At 71.5% G+C, this 23,964-nt stretch carries 18 protein-coding genes; 14 read left to right on the forward strand and 4 right to left on the reverse strand.

Annotated elements, in window-relative coordinates:
- Positions 1 to 12: 12 nt before the first annotated feature.
- Positions 13 to 2,778, reverse strand: a complete 2,766-nt coding sequence (locus ACVHNB_RS05920; protein WP_428952452.1) for a lysylphosphatidylglycerol synthase transmembrane domain-containing protein — start codon at positions 2,776 to 2,778, stop codon at positions 13 to 15.
- Positions 2,779 to 2,933: 155 nt separating this feature from the next.
- Here ACVHNB_RS05920 and ACVHNB_RS05925 point away from each other — a divergent pair, with 155 nt between their 5' ends.
- The 5 genes from ACVHNB_RS05925 (at position 2,934) to nudC (ending at position 12,940) form a co-directional block, all read left to right on the forward strand.
- Positions 2,934 to 3,308, forward strand: coding sequence for an MGMT family protein (locus tag ACVHNB_RS05925; RefSeq protein ID WP_428957558.1), 375 nt, complete (start codon positions 2,934 to 2,936; stop codon positions 3,306 to 3,308).
- Between the two features lie 278 nt (positions 3,309 to 3,586).
- A complete protein-coding gene (locus ACVHNB_RS05930) occupies positions 3,587 to 6,877 on the forward strand; it encodes an ATP-dependent helicase (protein ID WP_456227562.1) in 3,291 nt (1,096 codons plus the stop codon).
- Between the two features lie 63 nt (positions 6,878 to 6,940).
- On the forward strand, positions 6,941 to 10,471 hold the full coding sequence (locus ACVHNB_RS05935; RefSeq protein ID WP_456227563.1) for a UvrD-helicase domain-containing protein: 3,531 nt from the start codon (positions 6,941 to 6,943) through the stop codon (positions 10,469 to 10,471).
- Positions 10,472 to 10,481: 10 nt separating this feature from the next.
- Positions 10,482 to 11,894 carry a dipeptidase gene (locus ACVHNB_RS05940; protein ID WP_456227564.1) on the forward strand — a complete coding sequence of 471 codons (1,413 nt, stop codon included), beginning with the start codon at positions 10,482 to 10,484 and terminating at the stop codon, positions 11,892 to 11,894.
- Positions 11,895 to 11,980: 86 nt separating this feature from the next.
- Positions 11,981 to 12,940 carry an NAD(+) diphosphatase gene (gene nudC, locus ACVHNB_RS05945; protein WP_428952448.1) on the forward strand — a complete coding sequence of 320 codons (960 nt, stop codon included), beginning with the start codon at positions 11,981 to 11,983 and terminating at the stop codon, positions 12,938 to 12,940.
- A 19-nt stretch (positions 12,941 to 12,959) separates the two neighbouring features.
- Here the strand turns inward: nudC and ACVHNB_RS05950 are convergent, their stop codons facing one another.
- The gene (locus ACVHNB_RS05950; RefSeq protein ID WP_428952447.1) at positions 12,960 to 13,202 is read right to left on the reverse strand and encodes a mycoredoxin; all 243 of its coding nucleotides are present in this window, start codon (positions 13,200 to 13,202) and stop codon (positions 12,960 to 12,962) included.
- Positions 13,203 to 13,364: 162 nt separating this feature from the next.
- On the opposite strand from ACVHNB_RS05950, the gene ACVHNB_RS05955 reads away from it, so the two are divergent.
- The 5 genes from ACVHNB_RS05955 (at position 13,365) to ACVHNB_RS05975 (ending at position 17,283) form a co-directional block, all read left to right on the forward strand.
- Positions 13,365 to 15,581, forward strand: a complete 2,217-nt coding sequence (locus tag ACVHNB_RS05955; protein WP_428952446.1) for an ATP-dependent DNA helicase UvrD2 — start codon at positions 13,365 to 13,367, stop codon at positions 15,579 to 15,581.
- 163 nt (positions 15,582 to 15,744) lie between these two features.
- A complete protein-coding gene (locus tag ACVHNB_RS05960) occupies positions 15,745 to 16,068 on the forward strand; it encodes a hypothetical protein (RefSeq protein WP_428952445.1) in 324 nt (107 codons plus the stop codon).
- Between the two features lie 187 nt (positions 16,069 to 16,255).
- Complete coding sequence (locus tag ACVHNB_RS05965; RefSeq protein ID WP_361064445.1) at positions 16,256 to 16,624, forward strand: WhiB family transcriptional regulator; 369 nt, start codon at positions 16,256 to 16,258, stop codon at positions 16,622 to 16,624.
- Positions 16,621 to 16,944, forward strand: a complete 324-nt coding sequence (locus ACVHNB_RS05970; protein WP_428952444.1) for a hypothetical protein — start codon at positions 16,621 to 16,623, stop codon at positions 16,942 to 16,944. Before ACVHNB_RS05965 ends, ACVHNB_RS05970 begins: the two co-directional genes overlap by 4 nt.
- A gap of 135 nt (positions 16,945 to 17,079) precedes the next feature.
- The gene (locus ACVHNB_RS05975; RefSeq protein ID WP_428952443.1) at positions 17,080 to 17,283 is read left to right on the forward strand and encodes a hypothetical protein; all 204 of its coding nucleotides are present in this window, start codon (positions 17,080 to 17,082) and stop codon (positions 17,281 to 17,283) included.
- Here ACVHNB_RS05975 and ACVHNB_RS05980 read toward each other — a convergent pair whose 3' ends face one another.
- On the reverse strand, positions 17,284 to 18,648 hold the full coding sequence (locus ACVHNB_RS05980) for an ABC1 kinase family protein (protein WP_456227565.1): 1,365 nt from the start codon (positions 18,646 to 18,648) through the stop codon (positions 17,284 to 17,286).
- A 67-nt stretch (positions 18,649 to 18,715) separates the two neighbouring features.
- A complete protein-coding gene (locus tag ACVHNB_RS05985; RefSeq protein ID WP_428952441.1) occupies positions 18,716 to 19,876 on the reverse strand; it encodes a TOMM precursor leader peptide-binding protein in 1,161 nt (386 codons plus the stop codon).
- Positions 19,877 to 20,074: 198 nt separating this feature from the next.
- Between ACVHNB_RS05985 and ACVHNB_RS05990 the strand changes: the two genes are divergently transcribed.
- From ACVHNB_RS05990 to ACVHNB_RS06005, 4 genes are all read left to right on the forward strand, one after another.
- Entirely contained in the window at positions 20,075 to 20,671 is a 597-nt protein-coding gene (locus ACVHNB_RS05990; protein ID WP_428952440.1) for a M48 metallopeptidase family protein, read from the forward strand.
- Positions 20,672 to 20,785: 114 nt separating this feature from the next.
- Positions 20,786 to 22,429 (forward strand): TerD family protein, encoded by a 1,644-nt coding sequence (locus ACVHNB_RS05995; RefSeq protein ID WP_456227566.1) that lies wholly within the window; start codon positions 20,786 to 20,788, stop codon positions 22,427 to 22,429.
- An 11-nt stretch (positions 22,430 to 22,440) separates the two neighbouring features.
- Positions 22,441 to 23,121 (forward strand): AIM24 family protein, encoded by a 681-nt coding sequence (locus ACVHNB_RS06000; protein ID WP_428952438.1) that lies wholly within the window; start codon positions 22,441 to 22,443, stop codon positions 23,119 to 23,121.
- 17 nt (positions 23,122 to 23,138) lie between these two features.
- Positions 23,139 to 23,894 carry an AIM24 family protein gene (locus tag ACVHNB_RS06005; RefSeq protein WP_428952437.1) on the forward strand — a complete coding sequence of 252 codons (756 nt, stop codon included), beginning with the start codon at positions 23,139 to 23,141 and terminating at the stop codon, positions 23,892 to 23,894.
- Positions 23,895 to 23,964: the final 70 nt, after the last annotated feature.

Below are 23,964 nucleotides of genomic sequence, written 5' to 3' on the forward strand. Positions count from 1 at the left end.
GCCACGGCTCGGCTAGAGGGCGCCCTTGCGCGTCAGATGGTTGAAGAACAACCACCCGGGGAGCACGGGCAGCCACAAGGTGAGCAGTCGGTACAGCAGCACCGCCGGAGCGGCCACTTCCTTGGGCAGGCCGACCGCGATGAGACCGACCGTCAGGGTCGCCTCGACGGCGCCGACGCCGCCGGGGGTGGGCGCGGCGGAACCGAGCGCGTTACCGGCCAGGAAGACGACCGCGACACTGGCCAGGCTCAGGCTGGTCGTCTCGTCGCCGAAGGCGCGGATCGAGGCGTCCAGGCACATCACGAAGCAGGCGGTCAGCAGCAGCATGCCGCCGATACCGGTGAGCAGCTTCCGCGGCCGCTGCAGCACGTCGAGCATGCGCGGCACGACACCGGCGAACAGCGACCGCACGCGCGTGACGACGAATTTCCGCAGGAAAGGAATCGACGTCACTACAAGGACGAGCACGGCGACCGTCAGGAGACCCGCGATGACCGTGCGGGACGGCGACAAGGACGGCGTCTTCTCCGTCCCTGTCAGGTAGCCGAAGGTCAGCAGCAGCAGGATGTGGCTGCCCATGCCGAACAACTGCGAGGCACCGACACTGGCGACCGCGAGTCCGGGGCGTACGCCCGAGCGCTGCAGGAAGCGCGTATTGAGCGCCACACCGCCGACCGCCGCGGGAGCCACGATCTTCACGAAGGAGCCGGCGACCTGGGCCGCGACGGTCCGCATGAAGGGCACCCGCTCGGGCACGAAGCCGAGCAGGCTCATCGCCGCCGCCACGTAGCTGAGCGCGGAGAACACCACCGCGAGGCCGACCCAGCCCCACTCCGCCTCGCCGACGATCGCGCCGAAGTCGATGTGCGTGAGCTGCGACAGCAGGAAGTACGCGCCGATCGCGCCGGCGATGAAACTGATCAGCGTGCGGGGGCGGATGCGCTCCAGACGGGCCGGTTCGACGGGCGCCTGCGGCCGGATGCGCAGCACCTGGTGGCGGATCTGGGTGAGCAGATCCTCCTCGCGCGCCTCGTCGAGGGCTACGTCTATGGCCCGCTTCTCGGACTTCTTCTCCGCCTTCTCGGACTTCTTCTCGGCCCGCACGGACTTCTTGCCGTCGCTGTCGGCCTCGGCGCTCTGTTCCAGACGCTCCTGTTTGGCCTTGCTGGACGCCTCCAGGACGGCCTCGCGCTCCCGCTGGGCCCGCTCCCGCCCGAGCCTGCGCAGCGTCGCTCTGGTGGAGCGGGTGAGCGCGATCGGCTGCAGCAACGGCAGACAGTCGGCGACGGTGTCGGGGCCGAGCACGCCGACGGCGGAGGAAACGGCCCGCTCGGCGCCCACCCGCAGGCCCACCGTGGTGAGCATCTGCGCGATGTCCATGCGCAGGACCAGGTCGCCCGCGGCGATCTCACCGCCGCGCAGATCCGTGAGGAACACGGTGCCGGAACGATCCACCAGAATCGCGTCACCCGCGAGCCGCCGGTGGGCGATCCGCCGGGACTGCAGCGCCTGCACCTGGTGCCAGGTGTCGCGCAACAGGTCGTCGGTGATCTCCTCGTCCGGGATCGAGTCCAGGGAGCGGCCGCCGATGTGCTCGTAGACGAGGATCACGGCGTCGGGCCCCAGCTCGGACGTGGCGATCAGCTTCGGCGCGTTCGCCCCGGCCGAGATCGCCGCATAGGCGAGCAGCGCCTCCTGCTCCAGGGCCTGGCGCAGGGACTGCAGGCTGCGCCGCTGGGTGATGCCGCGCAGGGTCAGACGCCGCCACACGCGGTAGAAGAAACCCTGCGCCTGCTGTTCGCGGTCGACGACGGTGACGTCGAGCGGTGGGCCGTCCTCCAGGGTGACGAAGTAGCGCCGCCCCCGGTCGCCGTTCTCCGTGGCGCCTTCGTGGGCCTCCTCGCGGGAGGCGCTGACGGGGTGGAAGCCGACGTGCCGCAGGCCGGCCAGGAGCGTCTGCCCTGTGGGCCGCACATTGGGCGAGCCGACGGCGTAGAGCGTTCCGTAGGCGACGGTCCAGCCGATGAGGATCGTCAGGATGATCGAGAACGGCGTGGTGTAGCCGGTGACCAGCATCGCGAACGCGTCGAGCAGCAGCACCACCCACAGCACCACACGCCATCGTGGTCGCCGGGACATGCCGACGGCCGTCATGTAGGCGATGACCGGCGCCAAGTAGCCGTGCACCGGGTCGGTGAGCGCATGGATGTCGCCCGGCGACACCTTGGTGAGCGCGTCCTGGATGGACTGCGGTGCGGCCTTGGCTACCCAGAGGTCGGTCGCGAGTGTCACGCCGTGCGCGAGGACGGCCGCGAGCACACCGTCGGCGATGCGCAGCCCGTCGCGCTTGATGAGCCGCTCGATGGCGAACGCGACCGGGACGAGCAGGATCGCGATGCTCGACGCGAGCCCCGCGAACTTCGTCAACAGGTCGGGAGCCTGCCCCGTGCCCTTGTTGATGTCCTGCGCGAAGCCCGAGGTCGTGGCGTGCGCGAACGCGGCGATGGCCAGCAGGACGGCGATCGCCAGCACGCCCACCAGCAGACGCATCAGGTCGGAGGGGCGGTGCACGCGCGCGGGGAGCAACGGCTCGTCGCCGTCGACCCGCTCCGCGTGGGTGTCCGCGTCGACACAGTCGGGGTCGTGCAGTGGCTGTTCCTGCTTCACCTCGGCGGCCTCCTCGGCCGCATCCTCAGGGCGCGCCGGTGTCACAGAGGTGCCCTCCGCCTTGTCGGGGTGCACGCTCTGCTCCGTCGTCTCTTCTTGATCTCGTATCACCAGTCACCGCCCGCACGATGGTGGCATGTCCCATCGCCATAGGGGGGTATCAGGGTGCATTCGGGGAGCGCGGAGTCGTCGGCAAGCGCCTTCTTGTACGTCTCTCCAGGGCGCGGCTTGTAGGTCCCTCCATGTTGTCGGTGCCGTGGGGCAGGATGGGCCGGATGAGCGAGGAGAGCGGGACGGCGGGCGAACTGCCCGAGTACGCCGAGCGGGTCCTTGAGGTCGCCGAGCTGATCCCGCCCGGGCGGGTCATGACGTACGGGGACGTCGCCGAGTGGCTCGAGGAGGGAGGCCCGCGGCAGGTGGGGCGTGTCATGGCTCTCTACGGAGGGGCCGTGCCGTGGTGGCGCGTGGTGCGCGCGGACGGCGCGCTGCTCCCGGGCCACGAACTGCGGGCGCTCGCTCACTACAGGGAGGAGAGCACGCCGCTGCGTGAGGCCTCTCGCGCCGCGCAGGGCCACCTGCCGCGCCTCGACATGAAGCGGGCGCGCTGGGACGGCCGGACCCCTACGGAAGCTCACAATTGACAGCTTCGGCCATCTCGCGCGCGGGTGGGGCGCTGGTGGCCCGTACGGGGGAAAAGGGGCGCTCGGGGCACTTCGCCACGACTGTGTCCGTTCGTGAGACAGCGCACACCTGCGCCGGAAGCGGCGCGAGGGAGGCGTCGGAAGCTCAGCTTCCGCCACACTCGACGGCGTAGCGTCGACGGCACCGTCGATGGCAGACACCTCCTTCACCCCGTAGCCACCGCCCCGCGCGGACGGCGCTTCGACCACCAGCACACCCACCAGGACCAGCGATCCACGTGAGCTCCTCTTCGTCCACCCGGTACCTGTCGCACCAGCAAGGTCGACAGGGGATCCCGGGTGCGTATCGGCTGGTGCGTACCCCACCGGCTCCCGTGGACCCCCCTCGTCTGGACGCACCTCAGCGTGCTGTGGTTGACCACGCCCACGGCCCGCTGCTCGTCCTGGCCGGGCCGGGGACCGGCAAAACCACCACCCTTGTGGAAGCGGTGTCGGCACGCATCGCCAAGGGCGTCGAACCCGAGCGCATCCTTGTCCTCACCTTCAGCCGCAAGGCCGCCGTCGAACTGCGCGACAGGATGGCGCTGCGCATAGGAGCCGCCCGCGCCCCCCAGGCGACGACGTTCCACTCCTTCTGTTACGCGCTGGTGCGGGCCCACCAGGACACGAACCTCTTCGTGGAGCCCCTGCGCCTGCTGTCCGGTCCAGAGCAGGACGTCGCCGTACGTGATCTCCTCGCGGGCCAGATCGACCTGCAGCAGGCCGGCCTCGCGCATGTGCGCTGGCCCGACGAACTGCGTGCCTGCCTCACCACCCGGGGCTTCGCCGACGAGGTACGCGCGGTGCTCGCCCGCAGCCGTGAGCTGGGACTGGGGCCCGCCGCCCTGGACGCCTTCGCACGCCGCATCGGCCGCCCCGACTGGCGCGCGGCCGCCACGTTCCTGGCCGAGTACCTGGACGTCCTCGACATGCAGGGCGTGCTCGACTACGCGGAACTCGTGCACCGCGCCGTGCTCCTGGCCCGCCGCCACGAGGTCGCCGACCAGCTCGCCGCGCAGTACGACGCCGTGTTCGTCGACGAGTACCAGGACACCGACCCCGCCCAGGTCCGGCTGCTGCACGCGCTCGCCGGAAGGGGACGCACCCTGGTCGCGTTCGGCGACCCGGACCAGTCGATCTACACGTTCCGCGGCGCCGACGTGAACGGCATTCTCGACTTCCCGGACGACTTCCCGCGCGCGGACGGCACGCCCGCGCCGGTCGAGGTCCTCACCACGTCCCGGCGCTCAGGAGACCGGCTCCTGGAAGCCACCCGCCGCATCACCCGGCGGATGCCACTGACCCGGCTGCCCGCCGAGAAGGTGCGCGCCCACCGCGAGCTCACGCCCGTGCGCGACGGCGGCCGGACGGAGGTCTACACGTACCCGACGTCCGGCACCGAGCTCGACAACATCGCGGACATCCTGCGCCGTGCCCACCTGGAGGACGGCGTCCCGTGGAGCGACATGGCCGTACTGGTGCGCGCGGGCACCCGCAGCATCCCCTCGGTCCGTCGCGCGCTCACGGCGGCCGGCGTCCCCCTGGACATCGACGGCGACGATCTGCCACTGCGCCATGAACCGGCTGTCGCACCCCTGCTCACCGCTCTGAAGACGGTGGCGCAGAGCCCGTCCGAGGACGACACCGAAGGCGCTCCCCGGATCGACACGGAGACCGCTCTCACGCTGCTCGCCTCGCCCCTGGCCGGCATGGACGCCGCCGATCTGCGCCGCCTGGGGCGTGCCCTGCGCGAGGAGGAGCGGGCCGCGGGCAACCACCTGCCCCCGCCCTCCGACGAGCTGCTCGCCCGCGCCCTTGCCGAACCCGAGCGGCTCGCCCTGCACGACCCGGCGTACGCGCGCGGTGCACAGCGCCTCGGCGCGCTCCTCGCGACGGCCCGCGCGAAGCTCGATGACGGCGGCACCGCGGAAGAAGCCCTCTGGGAGCTGTGGAACGGCACGCCCTGGCCCCAGCGACTGGAGCGCGCCGCGCGCCGAGGAGGCGCGGCGGGGCGCAACGCGGACCGCGACCTGGACGCCGTGTGCGCCCTGTTCGCCCTCGCCTCCCGCGCGGAGGAGCGCACCGGCGGCCGCGGAGCCCGTAACTTCCTGGAAGAGCTGGAAGCCCAGGACATCGCCGCCGACACGCTCGCCGGACGGGCGGTACGCCCCGATGCCGTGCGCCTGATGACCGCCCACCGCTCCAAGGGCCTGGAATGGCGGCTGGTCGTCGTCGCGGGCGTACAGGAGGGCCTGTGGCCCGATCTGCGCCGCCGGGGCTCCCTCCTGGAGGCCGACCGCATCGGACGCGACGGGCTGGCCGAACCCCTCACTCCTGGCGCGCTGTTGGCCGAAGAGCGGCGCTTGTTCTACGTCGCGGCCACGCGCGCGAGGGAGCGGCTTGTCGTCACCGCGGTGAAGGCGCCCGCGGACGACGGTGACCAGCCGTCCCGGTTCCTGACCGAACTCGGCGTCGAGCCCAAGGACGTCACCGGCCGTCCGCGCCGCCCGCTGTCCGTGGCGGCCCTCGTCGCGGAACTGCGGGCCACCACGGTCGACCCCAGGGCCTCCGACGCCCTCAGGGAAGCCGCCGCCCGCCGCCTCGCCCGCCTCGCCGCGCTCAGCGACGACGACGGCAGGCCACTCGTGCCGTCCGCCCACCCGTACCGCTGGTGGGGCATGTACGAGCCCACCGAGAGCAAGGTCCCCCTGCGGGACCGCGACAAGCCCGTCGTGCTCTCGGGCAGCGCCCTCGACCAGCTCGCCAACACCTGTGCGCTGCAGTGGTTCCTGGGCCGTGAGGTGAAGGCCGACGCCCCGGCCACCGCCGCCCAGGGCTTCGGCAACGTCGTGCACGTCCTGGCCGACGAGGTCGCCTCCGGGCGCACCCCTGCCGATCTCGCCGTCCTCATGGAACGCCTCGACTCCGTGTGGGACGCCCTCGCCTTCGACGCGCCCTGGAAGTCGGCGCAGGAGAAGGAGCACGCGCGCGTGGCGCTGGAGCGCTTCCTCCAGTGGCACGTCATGGACCGCGCCGGCCGTACCCCGGTCGCCAGTGAGCACGACTTCGACGTGACCCTCGAAGCGGGCTCCTACGAAGTACGCATCCGCGGCTCCATGGACCGCGTCGAGCGTGACGCCGAAGGCCGCGCCTACGTGGTCGACTTCAAGACCGGCAAACAGGCCCCCAGCGCGGCCGACGTGGCCCACCACCCGCAGCTCGCCGTGTATCAGCTCGCCGTGCGCGAGGGCGCCGTCGACGAGCCCTTCGACGGCGCCCGTCCCCACCCCGGCGGGGCCGAACTGGTGCAGCTGCGCCAGGGCGCCCCCAAGAAGGAGGGGGGCGAGACGCTCCCGAAGGTGCAGGCGCAGGAACCCCTCGAAGGGGAGTGGGTCGGCGACCTCCTCGCCACCGCCGCGGGCAAGGTCCTCGACGAACGCTTCGCGCCGACCACCGGACAGCACTGCACGCACTGCGCCTTCCGCGCCTCGTGCAGCGCGCGGCCCGAGGGCAACCACGTCGTGGAGTGACATGCGCCTCCGCTGCGCCGGAACGGACCGGCGCTGTCGGTGGTGCCGGTTAGCCTCGATGAGGTGACCACACGCCTCACCGACCCCGAGCAGCTCAAGGAGCTGCTGGGCATCCCGTTCACCCCGGAGCAGACGGCCTGCATCATCGCGCCGCCCGCCCCGCAGGTGATCGTGGCCGGCGCAGGGTCCGGCAAGACGACGGTGATGGCCGCTCGCGTGGTCTGGCTGGTGGGCACCGGGCAGGTCGCGCCCGAGCAGGTCCTCGGCCTCACGTTCACCAACAAGGCCGCGGGCGAGCTGGCCGAGCGCGTCCGCAAGGCCCTCGTCAAGGCGGGCGTCACCGACCCCGACGCCATCGACCCGGACAATCCGCCCGGCGAGCCGGTGATCTCCACGTACCACGCCTTCGCCGGCCGCCTGCTGACCGACCACGGGCTGCGCATCGGCCTCGAACCCACGACGCGGCTGCTCGCCGACGCCACCCGCTTCCAGCTCGCCGCGCGCGTCCTGCGCGAGGCACCGGGGCCGTATCCGGCTCTCACCCGCTCCTTCGCCGACCTCGTCAGCGACCTGCTCGCCCTCGACGCCGAGCTGGCCGAGCACCTCGTACGGCCCGAGAAGCTCCGCGCGTACGACCGTGACCTGCTGCGCACCCTCGAAGGCGTCAAGCTCAGCAACGCGGATCTGCGCAAGGTCCCCGAAGCCGTCGCCGCCCGACTGGAGCTGGCCGAGCTGGTGGGCCACTACAGAGAGGCCAAGCGATCCCGGGACGTCCTCGACTTCGGCGACCAGATCGCGCTGTCGGCCACCCTCGCCGACACCCGGCCCGAGGTCGGCGAGATCCTGCGCGACGAGTTCCGTGTCGTGCTGCTCGACGAGTACCAGGACACATCCGTGGCCCAACGGATCCTGTTGGCTGGCCTGTTCGGCGGCGGCACCGGCCACGCCGTGACGGCCGTCGGCGACCCCTGCCAGGCGATCTACGGATGGCGCGGCGCATCGGTCGCGAACCTCGACGACTTCCCGCGCCACTTCGCGTACGCCGACGGTCGCGCGGCCACCCGCTTCGCGCTCAGCGAGAACCGGCGCAGCGGCGGCCGCCTCCTCGACCTGGCCAACGGACTGGCCGAGCCGCTGCGGGCGATGCACGCGGGCGTGGAGGCTCTGCGGCCCGCGCCCGGAGCCGAGCGCGACGGCATCGTGCGCTGCGCCCTCCTGGGCACCCACAGCGAGGAGATCGACTGGCTCGCCGACTCCCTCGCCCACCTCGTCGCCACCGGGAAGGAGCCCGGCGAGATCGCGGTGCTGTGCCGCACCGCGACCGACTTCGCCGAGATCCAGGGCGCTCTCGTCGCCCGTGACATCCCCGTCGAAGTGGTGGGGCTCTCGGGTCTGTTGCACCTCCCCGAGGTCGCCGACCTGGTGGCCGTGTGCGAGGTTCTCCAGGATCCCGGGGCCAACGCCTCCCTGGTGCGCCTGCTGACCGGCCCCCGGTGGCGCATCGGGCCGCGCGACCTCGCCCTTCTGGGGCGCAGGGCCCGCTTGCTGGTGTCCCACACGCGCGGGGGAGACGAGGACGACCCGGACCGCCGCCTGGCCGAGGCCGTCGAGGGCGTCGACCCGTCCGAGGTGATATCGCTCGCGGACGCGCTCGACACCTTCCTGGAGACCTCCGTCGACGGCGACGGGGAGGGCGACGCGCTGCCCTTCTCGCCGGACGCGCGCGTGCGCTTCGCCCGGCTCGCCACCGAACTGCGCGATCTGCGCCGGTCGTTGTCCGATCCGCTCATGGACGTCCTGCACCGGGTGCTGGCCGTCACCGGCCTGGAGGTCGAACTCTCCGCGTCCCCGCACGCGTTGGCGGCGCGGCGCCGCGAGACGCTGTCCAACTTCCTCGACATCGCCGCGTCCTTCGCGGCCAACGACAGCTCCGCGACCCTGCTCGCCTTCCTCGGTTTCCTGCGGACCGCGGCCCAGTACGAGAAGGGCCTCGACAACGCGCTCCCGGGCGGCGAGAACACCGTGAAGGTGCTCACCGCCCACAAGTCCAAGGGCCTCGAGTGGGACGTCGTCGCCGTCCCCGGGCTCGTCAACGGCACGTTCCCGAGCACCCAGGGCCGGGAGAAGTGGACGGCGCAGGGCAAGGTCCTGCCGCACGAGCTGCGCGGGGACGCCGCCACCCTGCCCGACATCGAAGCGTGGGACTCCCGGAGCATGAAGGCCTTCCACGCCGACATGAAGGACCACCAGCACACCGAGGAACTGCGTCTGGGATACGTCACGTTCACGCGCCCGCGCACGCTGCTGCTCGGCTCCGGCCACTGGTGGGGCCCGTCCCAGAAGAGGAAGCGCGGCCCGTCCGACTTCCTTCAGTCGCTGTACGACCACTGTGCCGCCGGGTACGGCGAGATCGAGGTCTGGGCGGACGAGCCGGCGGAGGACGAGGAGAACCCGGCACTCCAGGAGGCATCGGCCGAACACGCCTGGCCGCTGCCGCTCGACGAGGAGTCCCTGGCCCGCCGCCGGGCTGCGGCCGACACCGTTCTCGCCTACGTAGAGCGCGCCGCCGACCCGGGGCAAGCTCGCGCGCACACGCAGGCCCACCCCGCCGCCCACGACGAACCGCCCTTCGAGGACCCCGACTGGCCGCCCCCGCCGGACGACGACGAACTCCTCTACGAAGGAGAGGAGTTCGGGGACGGCGCCCCGGACGACTGGGACGGCCTGTCATCCGAGCGCCCCACGGTCCCGCACCCCGCGCCGGAGCCGCCGTCCCACGCGCGCGTGCCGGAACCCCAGGACACGGTCCCCGCCGTCCCGCATCCCGCGCCCGCCCCGGAGGCGGCGCTCACCGCAGAGGAGGCCCGCGCCATCGCCTCCTGGGACCGCGACCTCGACGCGCTCACCGGGGAGCTGCTGCGCGCCCGCTCCGGCGTGCGCGACGTGCCCGTGCCGCACTCGCTCACCGCGTCCCAGGTGCTGCGGATGGCCGCCGATCCCGACGGCTTCGCCCAGGAACTGGCCCGTCCCATGCCACGCCCGCCCCAGCCGGCGGCACGCCGGGGCACGCGCTTCCACGCCTGGGTCGAATCCCGCTTCGAAGAACTGCGGCTGCCCATGATCGACCCGGAGGAGCTGCCCGGAAGCGACGCGGAGATCGCCGACGAGCAGGACCTGGAAGCGCTCAAGGAAGCCTTCGAGCGCACGCCGTACGCGCACCGCACGCCCTACCGGGTCGAGCTCGCCTTCCAGCTCGCCGTCGCGGGCCGCGTCGTACGCGGCCGCATCGACGCCGTCTACAAGCAGGGCGACGGCGACGGGGCGACGTACGAGATCGTCGACTGGAAGACCGGCCACCAGCAGACCGGCGACCCCCTCCAGCTCGCCGTCTACCGGCTCGCCTGGGCCGAGCAGCAGGGCGTGCCCGTGGAGTCGGTGGACGCCGCCTTCGTGTACGTACGCAGCGGAGAGACGGTCCGGCCGCGGCGGCTGCCCGGCCGTGCGGAGCTGGAGCGCCTCCTCACGGAGGATCCGCAGGTCCTGGCGGACTCCGTCGAGGAGCCGCCGGACGAGTACGCCCCGGTGGGGGACTAGGCTCGTGACCATGAGCAAGCCCGTTGACAGCGCCGTCAGCACCGTCCGTGCGTACGTCGAGAACCACCGAGAGGCGTTCCTCGACGACCTCGCCGCATGGCTGCGGATCCCCTCCGTGTCCGCCCAGCCCGCCCACGCACCGGACGTGCGACGCAGCGCGGACTGGCTCGCCGCGCAACTGGCCGCGACTGGCTTCCCGACCACCGAGGTGTGGGAGACGCCCGGCGCCCCCGCCGTCTTCGCCGAGTGGCCCTCGGGCGACCCGAAGGCCCCCACGGTCCTGGTCTACGGGCACCACGACGTGCAGCCCGCCGCCCGCGAGGACGGCTGGGACACCGAGCCCTTCGAGCCCGTCGTCGTCGGGAACCGGCTCCACGCGCGCGGGGCGGCCGACGACAAGGGCCAGGTGTTCTTCCACACACTGGGAGTGCGCGCCCATCTCACCGTCACCGGGCGCACCGCCCCCGCCGTCAACCTCAAGCTGCTGATCGAGGGCGAGGAGGAGTCGGGCTCCCCGAACTTCCGCGCCCTTGTAGAGGCACAGAAGCAGCGCCTCGCCGCCGACGCCGTGATCGTCTCCGACACCGGCATGTGGTCCGAGGACACCCCCACGGTGTGCACCGGCATGCGCGGCCTCGCCGACTGCGAGATCGAGCTGCGCGGTCCCGACCAGGACATCCACTCCGGCTCGTTCGGCGGCGCCGTCCCGAACCCGGCGACCGCCGCCGCCCGCCTCGTCGCCGCGCTGCACGACGAGGACGCGCGCGTGGCCGTGCCCGGCTTCTACGACGGCATCGTCGAGCTCACCGACCGTGAGCGCGAACTCTTCGCGGAGCTGCCCTTCGACGAGGCGCAGTGGCTGCGTACGGCCAAGTCCCACGCCACCCACGGCGAGGCCGGACACAGCACCCTGGAGCGCATCTGGGCCCGCCCCACCGCCGAGGTCAACGGCATCGGCGGCGGCTACCAGGGCCCCGGCGGCAAGACCATCGTGCCGTCCTCCGCCCTGCTGAAACTGTCCTTCAGGCTGGTCGCCGGCCAGGACCCGGACCACATCGAGAAGGCCGTCATCGACTGGGTCGCCGAGCAGATGCCCGCGGGAATCAGCCACACGATCACCTTCGGCGCCGCCACCCGGCCGTGCCTCACCCCGCTGGACCACCCCGCTCTGCAGTCCGTCGTACGTGCCATGGGCCGCGCCTTCGAGCAGAAGATCCGCTTCACGCGCGAAGGCGGCTCCGGCCCGGCGGCCGACCTCCAGGACGTCCTCGCGGCACCCGTGCTCTTCCTGGGCATCTCCGTCCCCTCCGACGGCTGGCACGCCCCGAACGAGAAGGTCGAACTCGATCTCCTCATGAAGGGCGTCGAGACCACCGCTTACCTGTGGGGCGACCTCGCGGAGAGCTGGACGGATGCACACTGAACGAGACACCCCGCAGCCGTCCTGCCGCACGTCCTGCTGAACCGCCCGCCGAACCACCCTTTCCACCGGGGGAGTTGGAAGCACCTGTGACCACCTGGACCGACCGCACCGCCGATCTCGCCGGCGACCGACCGCTCTCGCTCGCCGCGCCGAGCGGGATCGACCGTGCCGCGCACCACCGCCTCGACGAGGCCTGGCTCGCCGCCGCGTGGAGCCACCCCACGACCCGCGTCTTCGTGGTCTCCGGCGGTCAGGTGCTCATCGACGAGACACCGGACGGCGCGACGGAACTGGTCATGACGCCGTCCTTCGAGGCGCCCCTCACCGAGGCCCACCGCTACTTCCTGGGCACCGACGAGGACGGTGTGAGCTACTTCGCACTCCAGAAGGACACGCTCCCCGGACGGATGGACCAGTCCGCGCGCCCCGCCGGGCTGCGCGAGGCAGGCATGCTGCTCTCGCAGCGCGACGCGGGCCTCATGGTGCACGCCGTCGCCCTGGAGAACTGGCAGCGACTGCACCGCTTCTGCTCCCGCTGCGGCGAACGCACCGTCATCGCCGCCGCGGGCCACATCCGCCGCTGCCCGGCCTGCGGGGCCGAGCACTACCCGCGCACCGACCCGGCCGTCATCATGGCCGTCACGGACGCGGAGGACCGCATCCTGCTGGGCCGCCAGGTGCACTGGCCCGAGGGGCGCTTCTCGACGCTGGCGGGCTTCGTGGAGCCCGGCGAGTCCATCGAGCAGTCGGTGCGCCGCGAGGTCTTCGAGGAGGCGGGCGTCCTCGTCGGCGAGGTCGAGTACGTCGCCAGCCAGCCCTGGCCGTTCCCGTCCAGCCTCATGCTCGGCTTCATGGCGCACGCCACCTCCACCGAGATCAACGTGGACGGTGACGAGATCCACGAAGCGCGCTGGTTCTCCCGCGAAGACCTGCGGGCCGCCTTCGAGTCCGAGGAGGTCATGCCTCCCTACGGGATCTCGATTGCGGCCCGCCTGATCGAGCTCTGGTACGGCAAGCCCCTGCCGAAGCCCAGCGACGCGCTGTGAGCGCCCCCGGGTAAGGGCCTCAGACGCCGATCTTCTGCTTGACCTGCGCCAGCGAGGGGTTGGTCAGCGTCGTGCCGTCGTCGAAGAGGACGGTGGGGACCGTCTGGTTCCCGCCGTTCGCCTTCTCGACGAACGCCGCCGAGTCCGGGTCGTGCTCGATGTTGATCTCGGAGTACGCGATGCCCTCGCGGTCCATCTGCTTCTTCAGCCGCTGGCAGTAGCCGCACCACGTGGTGCTGTACATCGTCACAGTGCCCGGCATGTTCCTCGCGCTCCTTTGTGGCTGGGGGTGCGTGTTCGCAATGAGTCGAACGTACGCGACGCGGCGACCATTCCCGCACGTCGGCCGCATTAGTACGACTAGCACTGGCTGCCTGTGGACAACGTGACGCACCCTTCCTCACCGACCTGGCAGCATGGCGGGGTGACAGCAGCAACGCACTCCACCCTGTTCCCGCAGGTCCCGGAATCGGCCGACGCGGTGCTCGACGGGCTCGACCCCGAGCAGCGCGCCGTGGCGACGGCCCTGCACGGTCCGGTGTGCGTGCTCGCGGGAGCGGGCACGGGCAAGACGCGCGCGATCACCCATCGCATCGCGTACGGCGTCCGCGCCGGGATCCTCCAGCCCGCCAGTGTGCTCGCCGTCACGTTCACCAACCGCGCCGCGGGCGAGATGCGCGGCCGGCTCCGCCAGCTCGGCGCCGGGGGAGTGCAGGCCCGTACCTTCCACTCGGCGGCCCTGCGCCAGCTCCAGTTCTTCTGGCCCAAGGCGGTCGGCGGGGATCTGCCCCGGCTCGTCGACCGCAAGATCCAGCTCGTCGCCGACGCCGCGGCGGCCTGCCGGCTGCGCCTGGACCGCGGTGAGCTGCGCGACGTGACCGCCGAGATCGAGTGGTCCAAGGTCACCCAGACCGTGCCCGCGGACTACGTCGCCGCGGCGCACAAGGCCGGCCGTGAAGCCGCCCGGCAGCCCGCCGAGATCGCCCAGATCTACGCCAACTACGAGACGTTGAAGCGTGACCGCTCCGTCATCGACTTCGAGGACGTCCTGCTCCTGACCGTCGGGATCCTCCAGGACCGGCACGACATCGCCGACCAGATCCGGGCTCAGTACCAGCACTTCGTCGTCGACGAGTACCAGGACGTCAGCCCCCTGCAGCAGCGCCTGCTCGACCTCTGGCTCGGCGACCGCGACAACCTGTGCGTCGTCGGCGACGCCAGCCAGACGATCTACTCCTTCACCGGCGCCACCCCCGACCACCTGCTCAACTTCCGCACTCGCCATCCCGGTGCCACCGTCGTCAAGCTCGTCCGCGACTACCGCTCCTCGCCCCAGGTCGTGCACCTCGCCAACGGAGTCCTCGCCAGAGCCAGCGGCCGGGCCGCCGAGCACCGCCTGGAGCTGATCTCGCAGCGCGAGGCGGGGGCCGAGCCGGTCTACGTCGAGTACGCCGACGAGCCCGCCGAGGCCGAAGGCGCGGCGCGGCGCATCAGCGAGCTCATCGCCTCAGGAGTCTCCGCGGGCGAGATCGCGATCCTGTTCCGGACGAACAGCCAGTCGGAGATCTACGAGCAGGCCCTCGCGGACGCCGGAGTGCCGTACCAGCTGCGAGGCGCGGAGCGCTTCTTCGAGCGTGCGGAGGTGCGCAAGGCCGGCCATGCGCTGCGCGCGGCCGCTCGCTTCGGCAGCAACGACGCGGGGCTCGACGAGGCGGTCGACCTGCCCTCCCTGGTCAGAGCGGTGCTGTCCGGCGAGGGCTGGACGACCGAGCCGCCCGCGGGCTCGGGCGCCGTCCGGGACCGCTGGGAGTCCCTCGCCGCCCTCGCCCGGCTCGCGGAGGACTGCGCACAGGCCAGGCCCACCGCCACGCTGGCCGACTTCGTGGCCGAGCTCGACGAGCGGGCGAACGCGCAGCACGCCCCGACCGTGGAGGGCGTCACCCTCGCGTCGCTGCACGCGGCGAAGGGCCTCGAGTGGGACGCCGTGTTCCTGGTCGGCCTCGCCGAGGGCATGATGCCGATCACGTACGCCAAGACCGACGAGCAGATCGAGGAGGAGCGCCGACTGCTCTATGTCGGGGTGACCCGGGCCCGCAGCCACCTGGGCCTGTCCTGGTCGTTGTCCCGCACCCCCGGCGGCCGTCCGAACCGCAGGCCGAGCCGGTTCCTCGACGGGCTGCGGCCGGGCTCGACGGGCTCGGCCGGGCGGTCCGGCGGCAGGGGCCGTGGCGGTGTCGAGCACGGGACGCGGCCTGACGTCCGGGAGCCGCTGGGTGCCGCCCGCCGCAGGGGCGCCAGAAAGGTGGCGCGCTGCCGGATGTGCGGGCGCACGCTGGAGGCGGCCGAGATGAAGCTGATGCGTTGCGAGGACTGTCCCTCGGACATGGACGAGGGGCTGTACGAGCGGCTCATCGAGTGGCGGGCGCGCACGGCGGCCGACCTGGGCCAGCCCGCGTTCTGCGTCTTCACCGACAAGACCTTGATCGCCATCGCCGAGACCGCGCCGGAGGACGAGGGCGAGCTGTCCCGCATCCCGGGCGTCGGGCTGCGGAAGTTTCGGGCCCACGGATCCGATGTGTTGGCTATTTGCGCAGGTCAGGTAGTGGGCGATGAGCTTGGAGGAGTCGACGAGGAGGCCTGATGCGAACTCGTCGAAAAAATAGTTTGCGCATGCCCCAGCAATCCCCATAGGTTCTTAATCACGAAAGCGGCGGCCTTCTCGAAGGCCCTGGTTCCGTGATGTACTTGAAAGCCGTCGGACCGGTTCGCACCGGTCCCCTAGACGCCGAGAGGAGGCGATTCCAGTGATCAGCATCAACACCAGCTCCATCAGCACCGTGAAAATGACCGATCGCTCGGTCGTCGCTTCCTGCCTGCTCGGCTTCTCGAACGTGGGCACCGGTCTGTCTGGCGTCAGCGCCATGCGTCCGGAGTCCGGTCTGTCTCTCGCGGGTCTTCCCATCCGCGAGGGCAATGAGCGACCGACGAAGGCACCGGAAGCAGTAGCGACGGCACAGGCTCAGGCCTATGCCTTTGCCGCGGCCGGTGCCGGATTCCGGAAGCAGACGACGCAGCACCACACGATGTGGGCCTTCCGTGGGCTCGAACCCTGGAGTGATCCAGCCTGATCGACGATCAGGCCGGCGCCTTCAGGGCCGCGGAACCCCATCCGGGATCCGCGGCCCTTCTGTTTTCCCGGAAGACCCAGCGATCTTCCGAGGGACCAGAACGAAGGGGCCTCGGGACAAGAAAAGAACTGGTACCACCGCCACCCGGCCCACCGGCCGGAACGATCCAGACGAGGAAGAAAACACCGTGCAACTCGAAGCGCACGCCCCGTCCGTACCGCCTTCGGACCCTCTTCCCCCGCCCGTGCCCACGGAGGACTCCACCTTGAACCCGCTGACTGCGCTCACCGCGCTCGACGACGCCATCGAGAACCTCGGCGTACCCGTCCCCTGCCGTGCCTACGACCCGGAGGTCTTCTTCGCGGAGTCGCCGGCGGACGTCGAGTACGCCAAGTCCCTCTGCCGTACCTGCCCGCTGATGGAGGCCTGCCTCGCCGGCGCCAAGGAGCGGCGTGAGCCCTGGGGCGTCTGGGGTGGCGAGCTGTTCGTCCAGGGCGTCGTCGTCGCCCGGAAGCGGCCGCGTGGCCGCCCGCGCAAGAACCCGGTCGCGGCATGAACACCCGAGGAACGATCGACCGCCCCCTGACGCACGACCCCAAGAAGCAGGCCCCGATGAAGCCGACCACGAGCGAGCCCGCAGGCTCCGCGATTCCAGACTTCACCACGTCCGGCGCGAACGACCCGCGCCAGAACAGGACCCACCAGATGCAACTCATCCCAGAAGCCCTGGCTCGTGCGCATATGCACGAGCAGCTGCGGGACGCCCACGCCGAGCGCCAGGCCATGCGCCTGGTGGTCGCCCGCCGGATGCAGCGGCGCGCCGAGCGCGCGTCGCTGCGGGCCCGGCGCGCGCTCGCGATGGCCGTCATGCAGTAACAGTCCGTCGGCACACATCGTCGACGTGAACCGCAGCCGTCAGCGGCTGCTCCCGCGGGGGCCGGTCCGGAAGGGACCGGCCCCCGCGGTGCGTGGTGCCCGAAGATCATCGGCCCATGGAGTTATCGTCACGGGGTGACGTCTCTTCCTGGCGGGGACTCCGCGCAGCAGTCCGAGCCTCAGTCCGTCGTGTGCGCCCGGTGCGGCACGACGGCCCAGGAGATGCCGCTGACCTGGACGTGCTCCGTCGAGCGCGGGGTTCGCCGTCACTTCTGCGACGCCTGCGCCCGGGAGAACCTCAGGGCCATCGAGGGCCGGCTGGACTCCGACTGGTGGTGATCATGCCTCCGCGGCCGACTCCTGCTCGCGTTCCTCTTCCTCCTCGGTGACGAACCCCGGTAGCCACGCCTCCAGTTCGTCCCGCAGCCGTACCGTGGCGCCGAGCTGGCACAGCACTCCGATCGTGCTGAGCGTCACCCGGTGGATCAGCAGGTACGACGGCGGCAGGTTGAGCTGCTTGCCCAACTGGTGCGCGGGGGAACGAGGATCGGCGATCCGGGCTGCCTGGTTGCGCATCCAGGAACGGGTGAAGGTGAACTCGTCGACCTGGGCGGGCTCGATGATCGGCAGCAAGTAGTCGAGGACCGCGTCCGGTTCGAGCTCGATCGACTCCTTGACGAAGCCCTCTTCGCGCAGCAGCTCGTAGACCGCGAGCGCTTCGCTGTCGAGTGTCATCCGCAGCGAGCTCCCGATCGGCTCGGGCAGTCCGCCCGGCAGCCGGTCCACGGTGCCGAAGTCCAGTACGCCCAGGCGCCAGCCGTCCTTGCCGTCCGGCAGCAGCCGGAAGTTGCCCGGGTGCGGATCCGCGTGCAGCAGGCCCGTGCGGGCCGGACCCGAGAACAGGAAGCGCGCCAGCAACTGGCCCGCGCGGTCCCGCTGTTCCTGACTTCCGTCGTTGATGATCTCGGCGAGCGGTGTCCCGTCGATCCATTCCGTCACCAGGATCTGCTCGCACTGGTGCACCACGTGCGGCACCACGACATCCGGGTCGTCGTCGAACTCCTCGGCATGTGCCCGCTGAGCCTGTGCCTCCAGCGCGTAGTCCAGCTCCTCGGACACCCGGTCGCGCAGCTCGGCGATCAGCGGCTTGATGTCCATCCCCGGGATCAGCGGCCCCAACAGACGGGCAAAGCGACCCAGTTGGTTGAGATCCGAGAGCAGCGCCTCGCCCGCGCCCGGGTACTGCACCTTCACGGCGACCTCGCGCCCGTCGTGCCACACGGCGCGGTGCACCTGGCCGATCGACGCGGCGGCCGACGGCTTGTCCTCGAACTGCTGGAACAGCTCCCGCCACTCGGCGCCGAGCCGCTCCTCGAGGACCGCGTGCACGGTGCGCGTCGGCATCGGCGGCGCGGCTTCCTGCAGCTTCGTCAGAGCGGCGCGGTACGGGCCCGCGACCTCCTCGGGCAGAGCGGACTCGAAGACGGACATCGCCTGCCCGAACTTCATCGCCCCGCCCTTCAGCTCGCCGAGGACCTTGAACAGCTGCTCCGCCGTCCGCTGCTGCAGCTCACGGCCGACGATCTCGGCGGACTTGCCGCCGATGCGCTTGCCTATGCCCCAGGTCGCGCGGCCGGCGAAGCCGATCGGTAGTGCGGCCAGCTTGGCGGTCCGGGTAACCGCCTTCCGGGGAAGATCAGACATACACCCCTCCAAGTGCCGGACAGCCGCGCCGCGCATGCCCAGGCGTCGTGACGCCATCAGCCATTGCTTACCCCGCCATTGTGTCGTGCGGCCCTTCTTCCACGGAGGTCTCCTGCCCGTTACCTCCCTCACCCGCACCGCACGGGCACATCGGATGCGGCCAGACCGGTCTGGCATGCCAGTCGAGGCCCGGTGCGGACGCCTCCCAGCGGGCTCCCGTGGACGACGGCAGCTCTCCGTCCAGGAAGGCCAGCGCATGGGCCGCCGCGAGTCCCGCGACCGCGGTGGCCAGGCCCAGGTCGCAGGCCTGGATCTGGCGGGAGGCGTGCCCCGAGCGCCACTGGGCCAGCAGCCGTGGCCACGTCGGATCACGATCCGTGCGGTCGAGGAGCAGGCAGTGCGCGCAACCGGTGCCTCCGGGCAGGACCAGCGGCCCCACGATCCCGGTGGCCTCGGCCACGCCCGCGTACAGATGGGGAATGCCCGCCGCGACCAGATCCTCGACGGCGGCCGGGTCGGGGGAGTGGATCGCCAGCCCGTCGCGCGGGGCGATGATCACGAGGGAGAGCGCCGGGTCCTCCTGCTCCCCGTCCGCCAGGGACGGGGCCCTGCGCCGGTCCGGGCGCGGGGGCCTGGCCGGCGCGACGGCGCCCACCAGCTGTCGCGCCGACACGTCCCTGCGCTCGCCCACCGAATCCACCGGCTGCCCGCCCGGCGCCACGTCCCACGGCTCGACGCAGCCACCGTCCCGTACGTCGACATGGCCCACGCCCGCCGCGGCCAGGACCGAGGCCACGACCGCGCCCACCCGCCCGGCCCCTCTCACCTGGACCCGCATGCGGTGCCGGGCCGCCAGCTTCCGCATCCCCTCGGCCGGGTCCGACGTGGTCACCGTCAACGCGGCGTGGTCGGGACGGAGCCGGTCCATCACCCGCGTCTGCCGGCGCAGTGCTTCCACCGGCGGGCCGCCGCCCGTCGCGTCGTCCAGGAGCCCCGCCCCGGTCAACCGCTCCAGGAGCGCGTCCACATGCCCGTCGGGCAGCCCCATCCGCCGGGCCTCGTCGCGCAGCCGAGGCACCCCACGCGTCCCGTCGAGCAGGGTCAGGAAACTGCCCGTGGCCGTGTCGACCGGGCCGAGGACCACGGCGTGCGCCGGTGTCAGCCCGAACTGCACCGTGTTCAGGTCGTGCCAGCCGCGCCGCAGCGCAGGCTTCAGGATCGGATGCATGGCTGTCCCCCGTGCTGTGCCGTCCGTGCCGTTCGCGTCGATCGATGGCCAGCATGCCCGTCCGGCCACAGCCGTGCCGAAGGTTGTCCACAGGCAGTGGGTGATAGTCGTACTGGTCACCCGGCGAGGGAGAGCGGGGCCGCACCGAACAGTTCCGGAGGCGGGACTTCCGCCCTGTCCAGCGGGTAACGTCGGGGCGTGCCCGCCGACCCACCGCACCGTGCCACGAACACGCAGCGCAGCACGACCAGCCCGCCGCCAGGCGGTCCGCGGGCGAGCGCGGTCGAGGTCCGCCGCAGTGCCCGGCGCCGCCGCACGGTCTCCGCGTACCGCGAGGGCGACCGCACCGTGGTCCTCATCCCGGCCCGGATGTCGGAAGCCGAGGAACAGCGCTGGGTGACCGTCATGCTCGACAAACTCGCGGCGCAGGAGAGCAAGCGGGTCCTCGGCGACGCGGAGCTGGTCCAACGCGCCGAGCTGCTCTCGGAGCAGTACCTCGACGGCAAGGCCCGGCCCGCGTCGGTGCGCTGGGTCACGAACCAGAACACCCGCTGGGGCTCGTGCACCCCCGCGGAAGGCAGCATCCGCCTCTCGCACCGCCTGCAGGGCATGCCCGAGTACGTCGTCGACTACGTGCTCGTCCATGAACTCGCACACTTGCTGGTCCCCGGACACGGACCGCGCTTCTGGCGGCTGCTGGAGGCCTACCCCCGCACCGAGAGGGCCCGCGGCTACCTCGAAGGGGTGGTCGCGGCGGACCGGCTGCCGCATCTGCCGACCGCCCGCGGCGAGTGACGGGCGTTCCGGGACGGTTCTGTACCAGGGCTGTACCGACATCTTCCGCCCCTGGCGTTTGCAGTTAGCCTGACGCGACGCAATCACCATCGGGATGGGGGACGGTCGTTACGCATGGCCAGGGAATTCCAACGCGGCCACAAGGCCAAGATCAGTGACCTCACCGCGGGCACGGACCTGTACGTCGGCGTGCAGATCACCGGTCCCGGGCTGACCTTCGACATCAGCTGCTTCGGTCTCGACGCCGAGGAACGGCTCTCCGACGACCGTTACTTCGTCTTCTTCAACCAGCCCAAGACGCCCGAGGAGTCCGTCCAGCTGCTCGGCGCGCAGGCCGGCGACACCGAGTCCTTCCGCGTCACGCTCGACAAGATTCCCGCGACGATCCAGAAGCTGTCGTTCACCGCGACACTCGACGGCGCGGGCCAGATGTCCCAGGTGGCGCCCGGGTACATCCGGATCGTCGCCGGCGGCGAGGAGGTCGCCCGGTACTCCTTCCACGGCGGCGAGTTCTCCACCGAGCGTGCGGTGATGCTGGGGGACTTCTACCTGAAGGACGTGTGGCGCTTCGCGGCCGTCGGTCAGGGGTTCGACGGCGGCCTGGACGCGCTGCTGAGGAACTTCGGCGGAGAGGTCGCGGAGGAAGAGCCCGCCGCGCCGCCGCAGTCGGCCGGAGCCCCCGGTTTCGCGCCGCCCGCACAGGGCTCCGCGCCGCCCGCCTTCGCGGCCCCGGCGGCGCCCGCCCCCGATCCGGCCCCCGCTCCCGCGCCGCAGCACTTCGCGCCGCCCCAGAGCCCGACGCCCCCGCCTGCTCCCACCCCGTCGGCGCCTCCCGTGCACGCCGCGCCGACCATCGTCGCGCCGCTGTCCACCCCGCCGGGCACGGTGCCGCCGCCTCCGGCCCCGGCTCCGTACGGGCAGCAGCCACCGCAGCCGCCCCAGTTCGGGCAGGTCCCGGGCCAGGGCAGTGCGCCCCTGCCGCCCGGGTACGGCCAGCAGCCCCAGACGCCGTCCGCGCCTCCCGGCTACGGTCAGCCGCCCGCCGCTCCGTCTCCGTACGGCGCTCCGCAGGGCGTCCCGCAGCAGGCCGCGGCGCCGGGCGTGGCCGCCGCGCTGGAGAAGTACCGCGAGGCCCCCACCGGGCAGCGCTGGACGCTCCAGAACAAGAAGCTGATCCGCGTCGATCTCGGCGCCGCCGGTGACCAGCCCGTGCTCGCCCGGCAGGGCAGCATGGTGCTCTACCAGGGCAAGGTCGAGTTCAGCTACAAGGGCGCCGGGTTCGCCGGACGCATCGTGGGCAACGCCACCGGCCAGGAGATGCAGCTGATGCGCTGCACGGGCCGCGGCCAGGTCTTCCTCGCGGAGGACGCCAGCCACCTGCACCCCATCGAGCTCCAGGGCGACGCGATCTGCGTCTCCGCCGAGAACGTCCTGGCCTTCGACGAGAGCCTTCAGTACGAAGTGCGCAGGATCGAGGGACACGGCATCCCTGGAGGCGCCCTCTTCGTGATGCAGTTCCAGGGCACCGGGACCGTCGTCGTGAAGACGCACGGCACGCCCGTCGTGCTGCCGGTGACGCCCACGACGTTCGCCGACTGCCAGGCCGTCGTGGCCTGGTCCGCGGCCGCGCAGGCGATCGTCTCCAGCCAGGTCCGGATGCGCCGCAACGCCTATCCCGGGCACAGCGGGGAGAGCGTGAACCTCCAGTTCCGGGGTGCACCCGGCAACTTCATCGTCGTCCAGCCGTACGAGGTCTGAGGGAGCCCGTCATGAACCAGCCGCTCGCGGGCTTCGCCCCGACCCCGGTAGCCGCCCGCATGGAGAACCACGGCAGCAACATGCTGAAGGTCGCCATGCAGACCGGAAACGACCTCTTCGCGCGCGTGGGCTCGATGGTCGCCTACGAAGGCTTCGTCCAGTACGAGCCCAACCCGCCCGCCGTACGCCAGATCGCCCGTGACTGGATCACCGGCGAAGGCGCGCCTCTTATGAAGTGCTCCGGTGACGGCCTGCTCTACCTCGCCGACTACGGGGCGGACGTCGTCGTCATCAACCTCGGTGGCGAATCGATCTCCGTCAACGGCACCAACCTGCTCGCCTTCGACGCGCACCTGCAGTGGGGCGTCGAGCGCGTGAAGGGCCTCGCCAAGTTCGCCGGGCAGGGCCTGTGGAACATCAAGGTCAGCGGTCAGGGACACGTCGCCCTGACCTCGCGCGGCACCCCCATCGTCGTCGACTGCGGCCGCGGCGAGGACGAGACGTACGTCGACCCGGACGCTCTCATCGCCTGGTCACCGAACCTGAAGGTGAAGGGCAAGCGCAGCTTCAAGGCCGGCTCCCTCATCGGGCGCGGCAGCGGCGAGGCCTACCAGATGGGCTTCTCCGGGGAGGGCATCGTCGTCGTCCAGCCCAGTGAAGACAGCACCGACCGCCTCCGAGCCCGGGGCTGAGGGGGAGCGAACACACCATGCAGAGTCCACTTTTCGCGTACACCGAGCAGCAGACCCAGGACCGCTACACGGTGCAGAACCCGCAGATGCTGCGGGTCGCCCTGGAAGGCCACGACGACATCCTCGCCCGTAAGGGCTCGATGGTCGCCTACCAGGGGCTGATGGAGTTCGACGGCGAGATCCAGACGCACGGGCAGCGCCGTTCCCGCGCGCACACCGGCGAGGGCCTCGACCTGATGCGCTGCCACGGACAGGGCACCGTCTACCTCGCGAACCTCGCCCAGTACATCCACGTGGTGGATGTCGACCAGGAGGGGCTGACCGTCGACAGCAGCTACGTGCTGGCGATGGACTCGTCGCTGCACCACGAAGTGATCGCCGTGGACAGCCAGTTCGGCATCTCCGGCTCCGGCAAGTACCAGCTCAACATCACCGGGCGCGGCAAGGTCGCGCTGATGACGTCGGGCCAGCCGCTGATGCTCCAGGTCACGCCCGACCGTTACGTCAACGCCGACGCGGACGCCATCGTCGCGTGGTCGACCGGCCTGCGGGTGCAGATGCAGGCGCAGACGCACTCCTCGGGCGTCTGGCGGCGCCGCGGCAACACCGGCGAGGGCTGGGAGCTCAGCTTCATGGGACAGGGCTACGCGCTCGTCCAGCCCAGCGAGCTGCTGCCGCCGCAGAACACGATGACCGGACAGGGGATCGCGGCCCAGTACGGCATGGGACAGCAGGGAGCCCGGGGGCAGAACCAGGGGAACGTCTGGAGCTGACGCCTACGTAGAGGCACGAGTAAGGGGCGGGCGCATCTAGCGTCCGCCCCTTACACGTACTTACGTACAG

Source organism: Streptomyces sp. YJ-C3 (genome assembly GCF_053891275.1).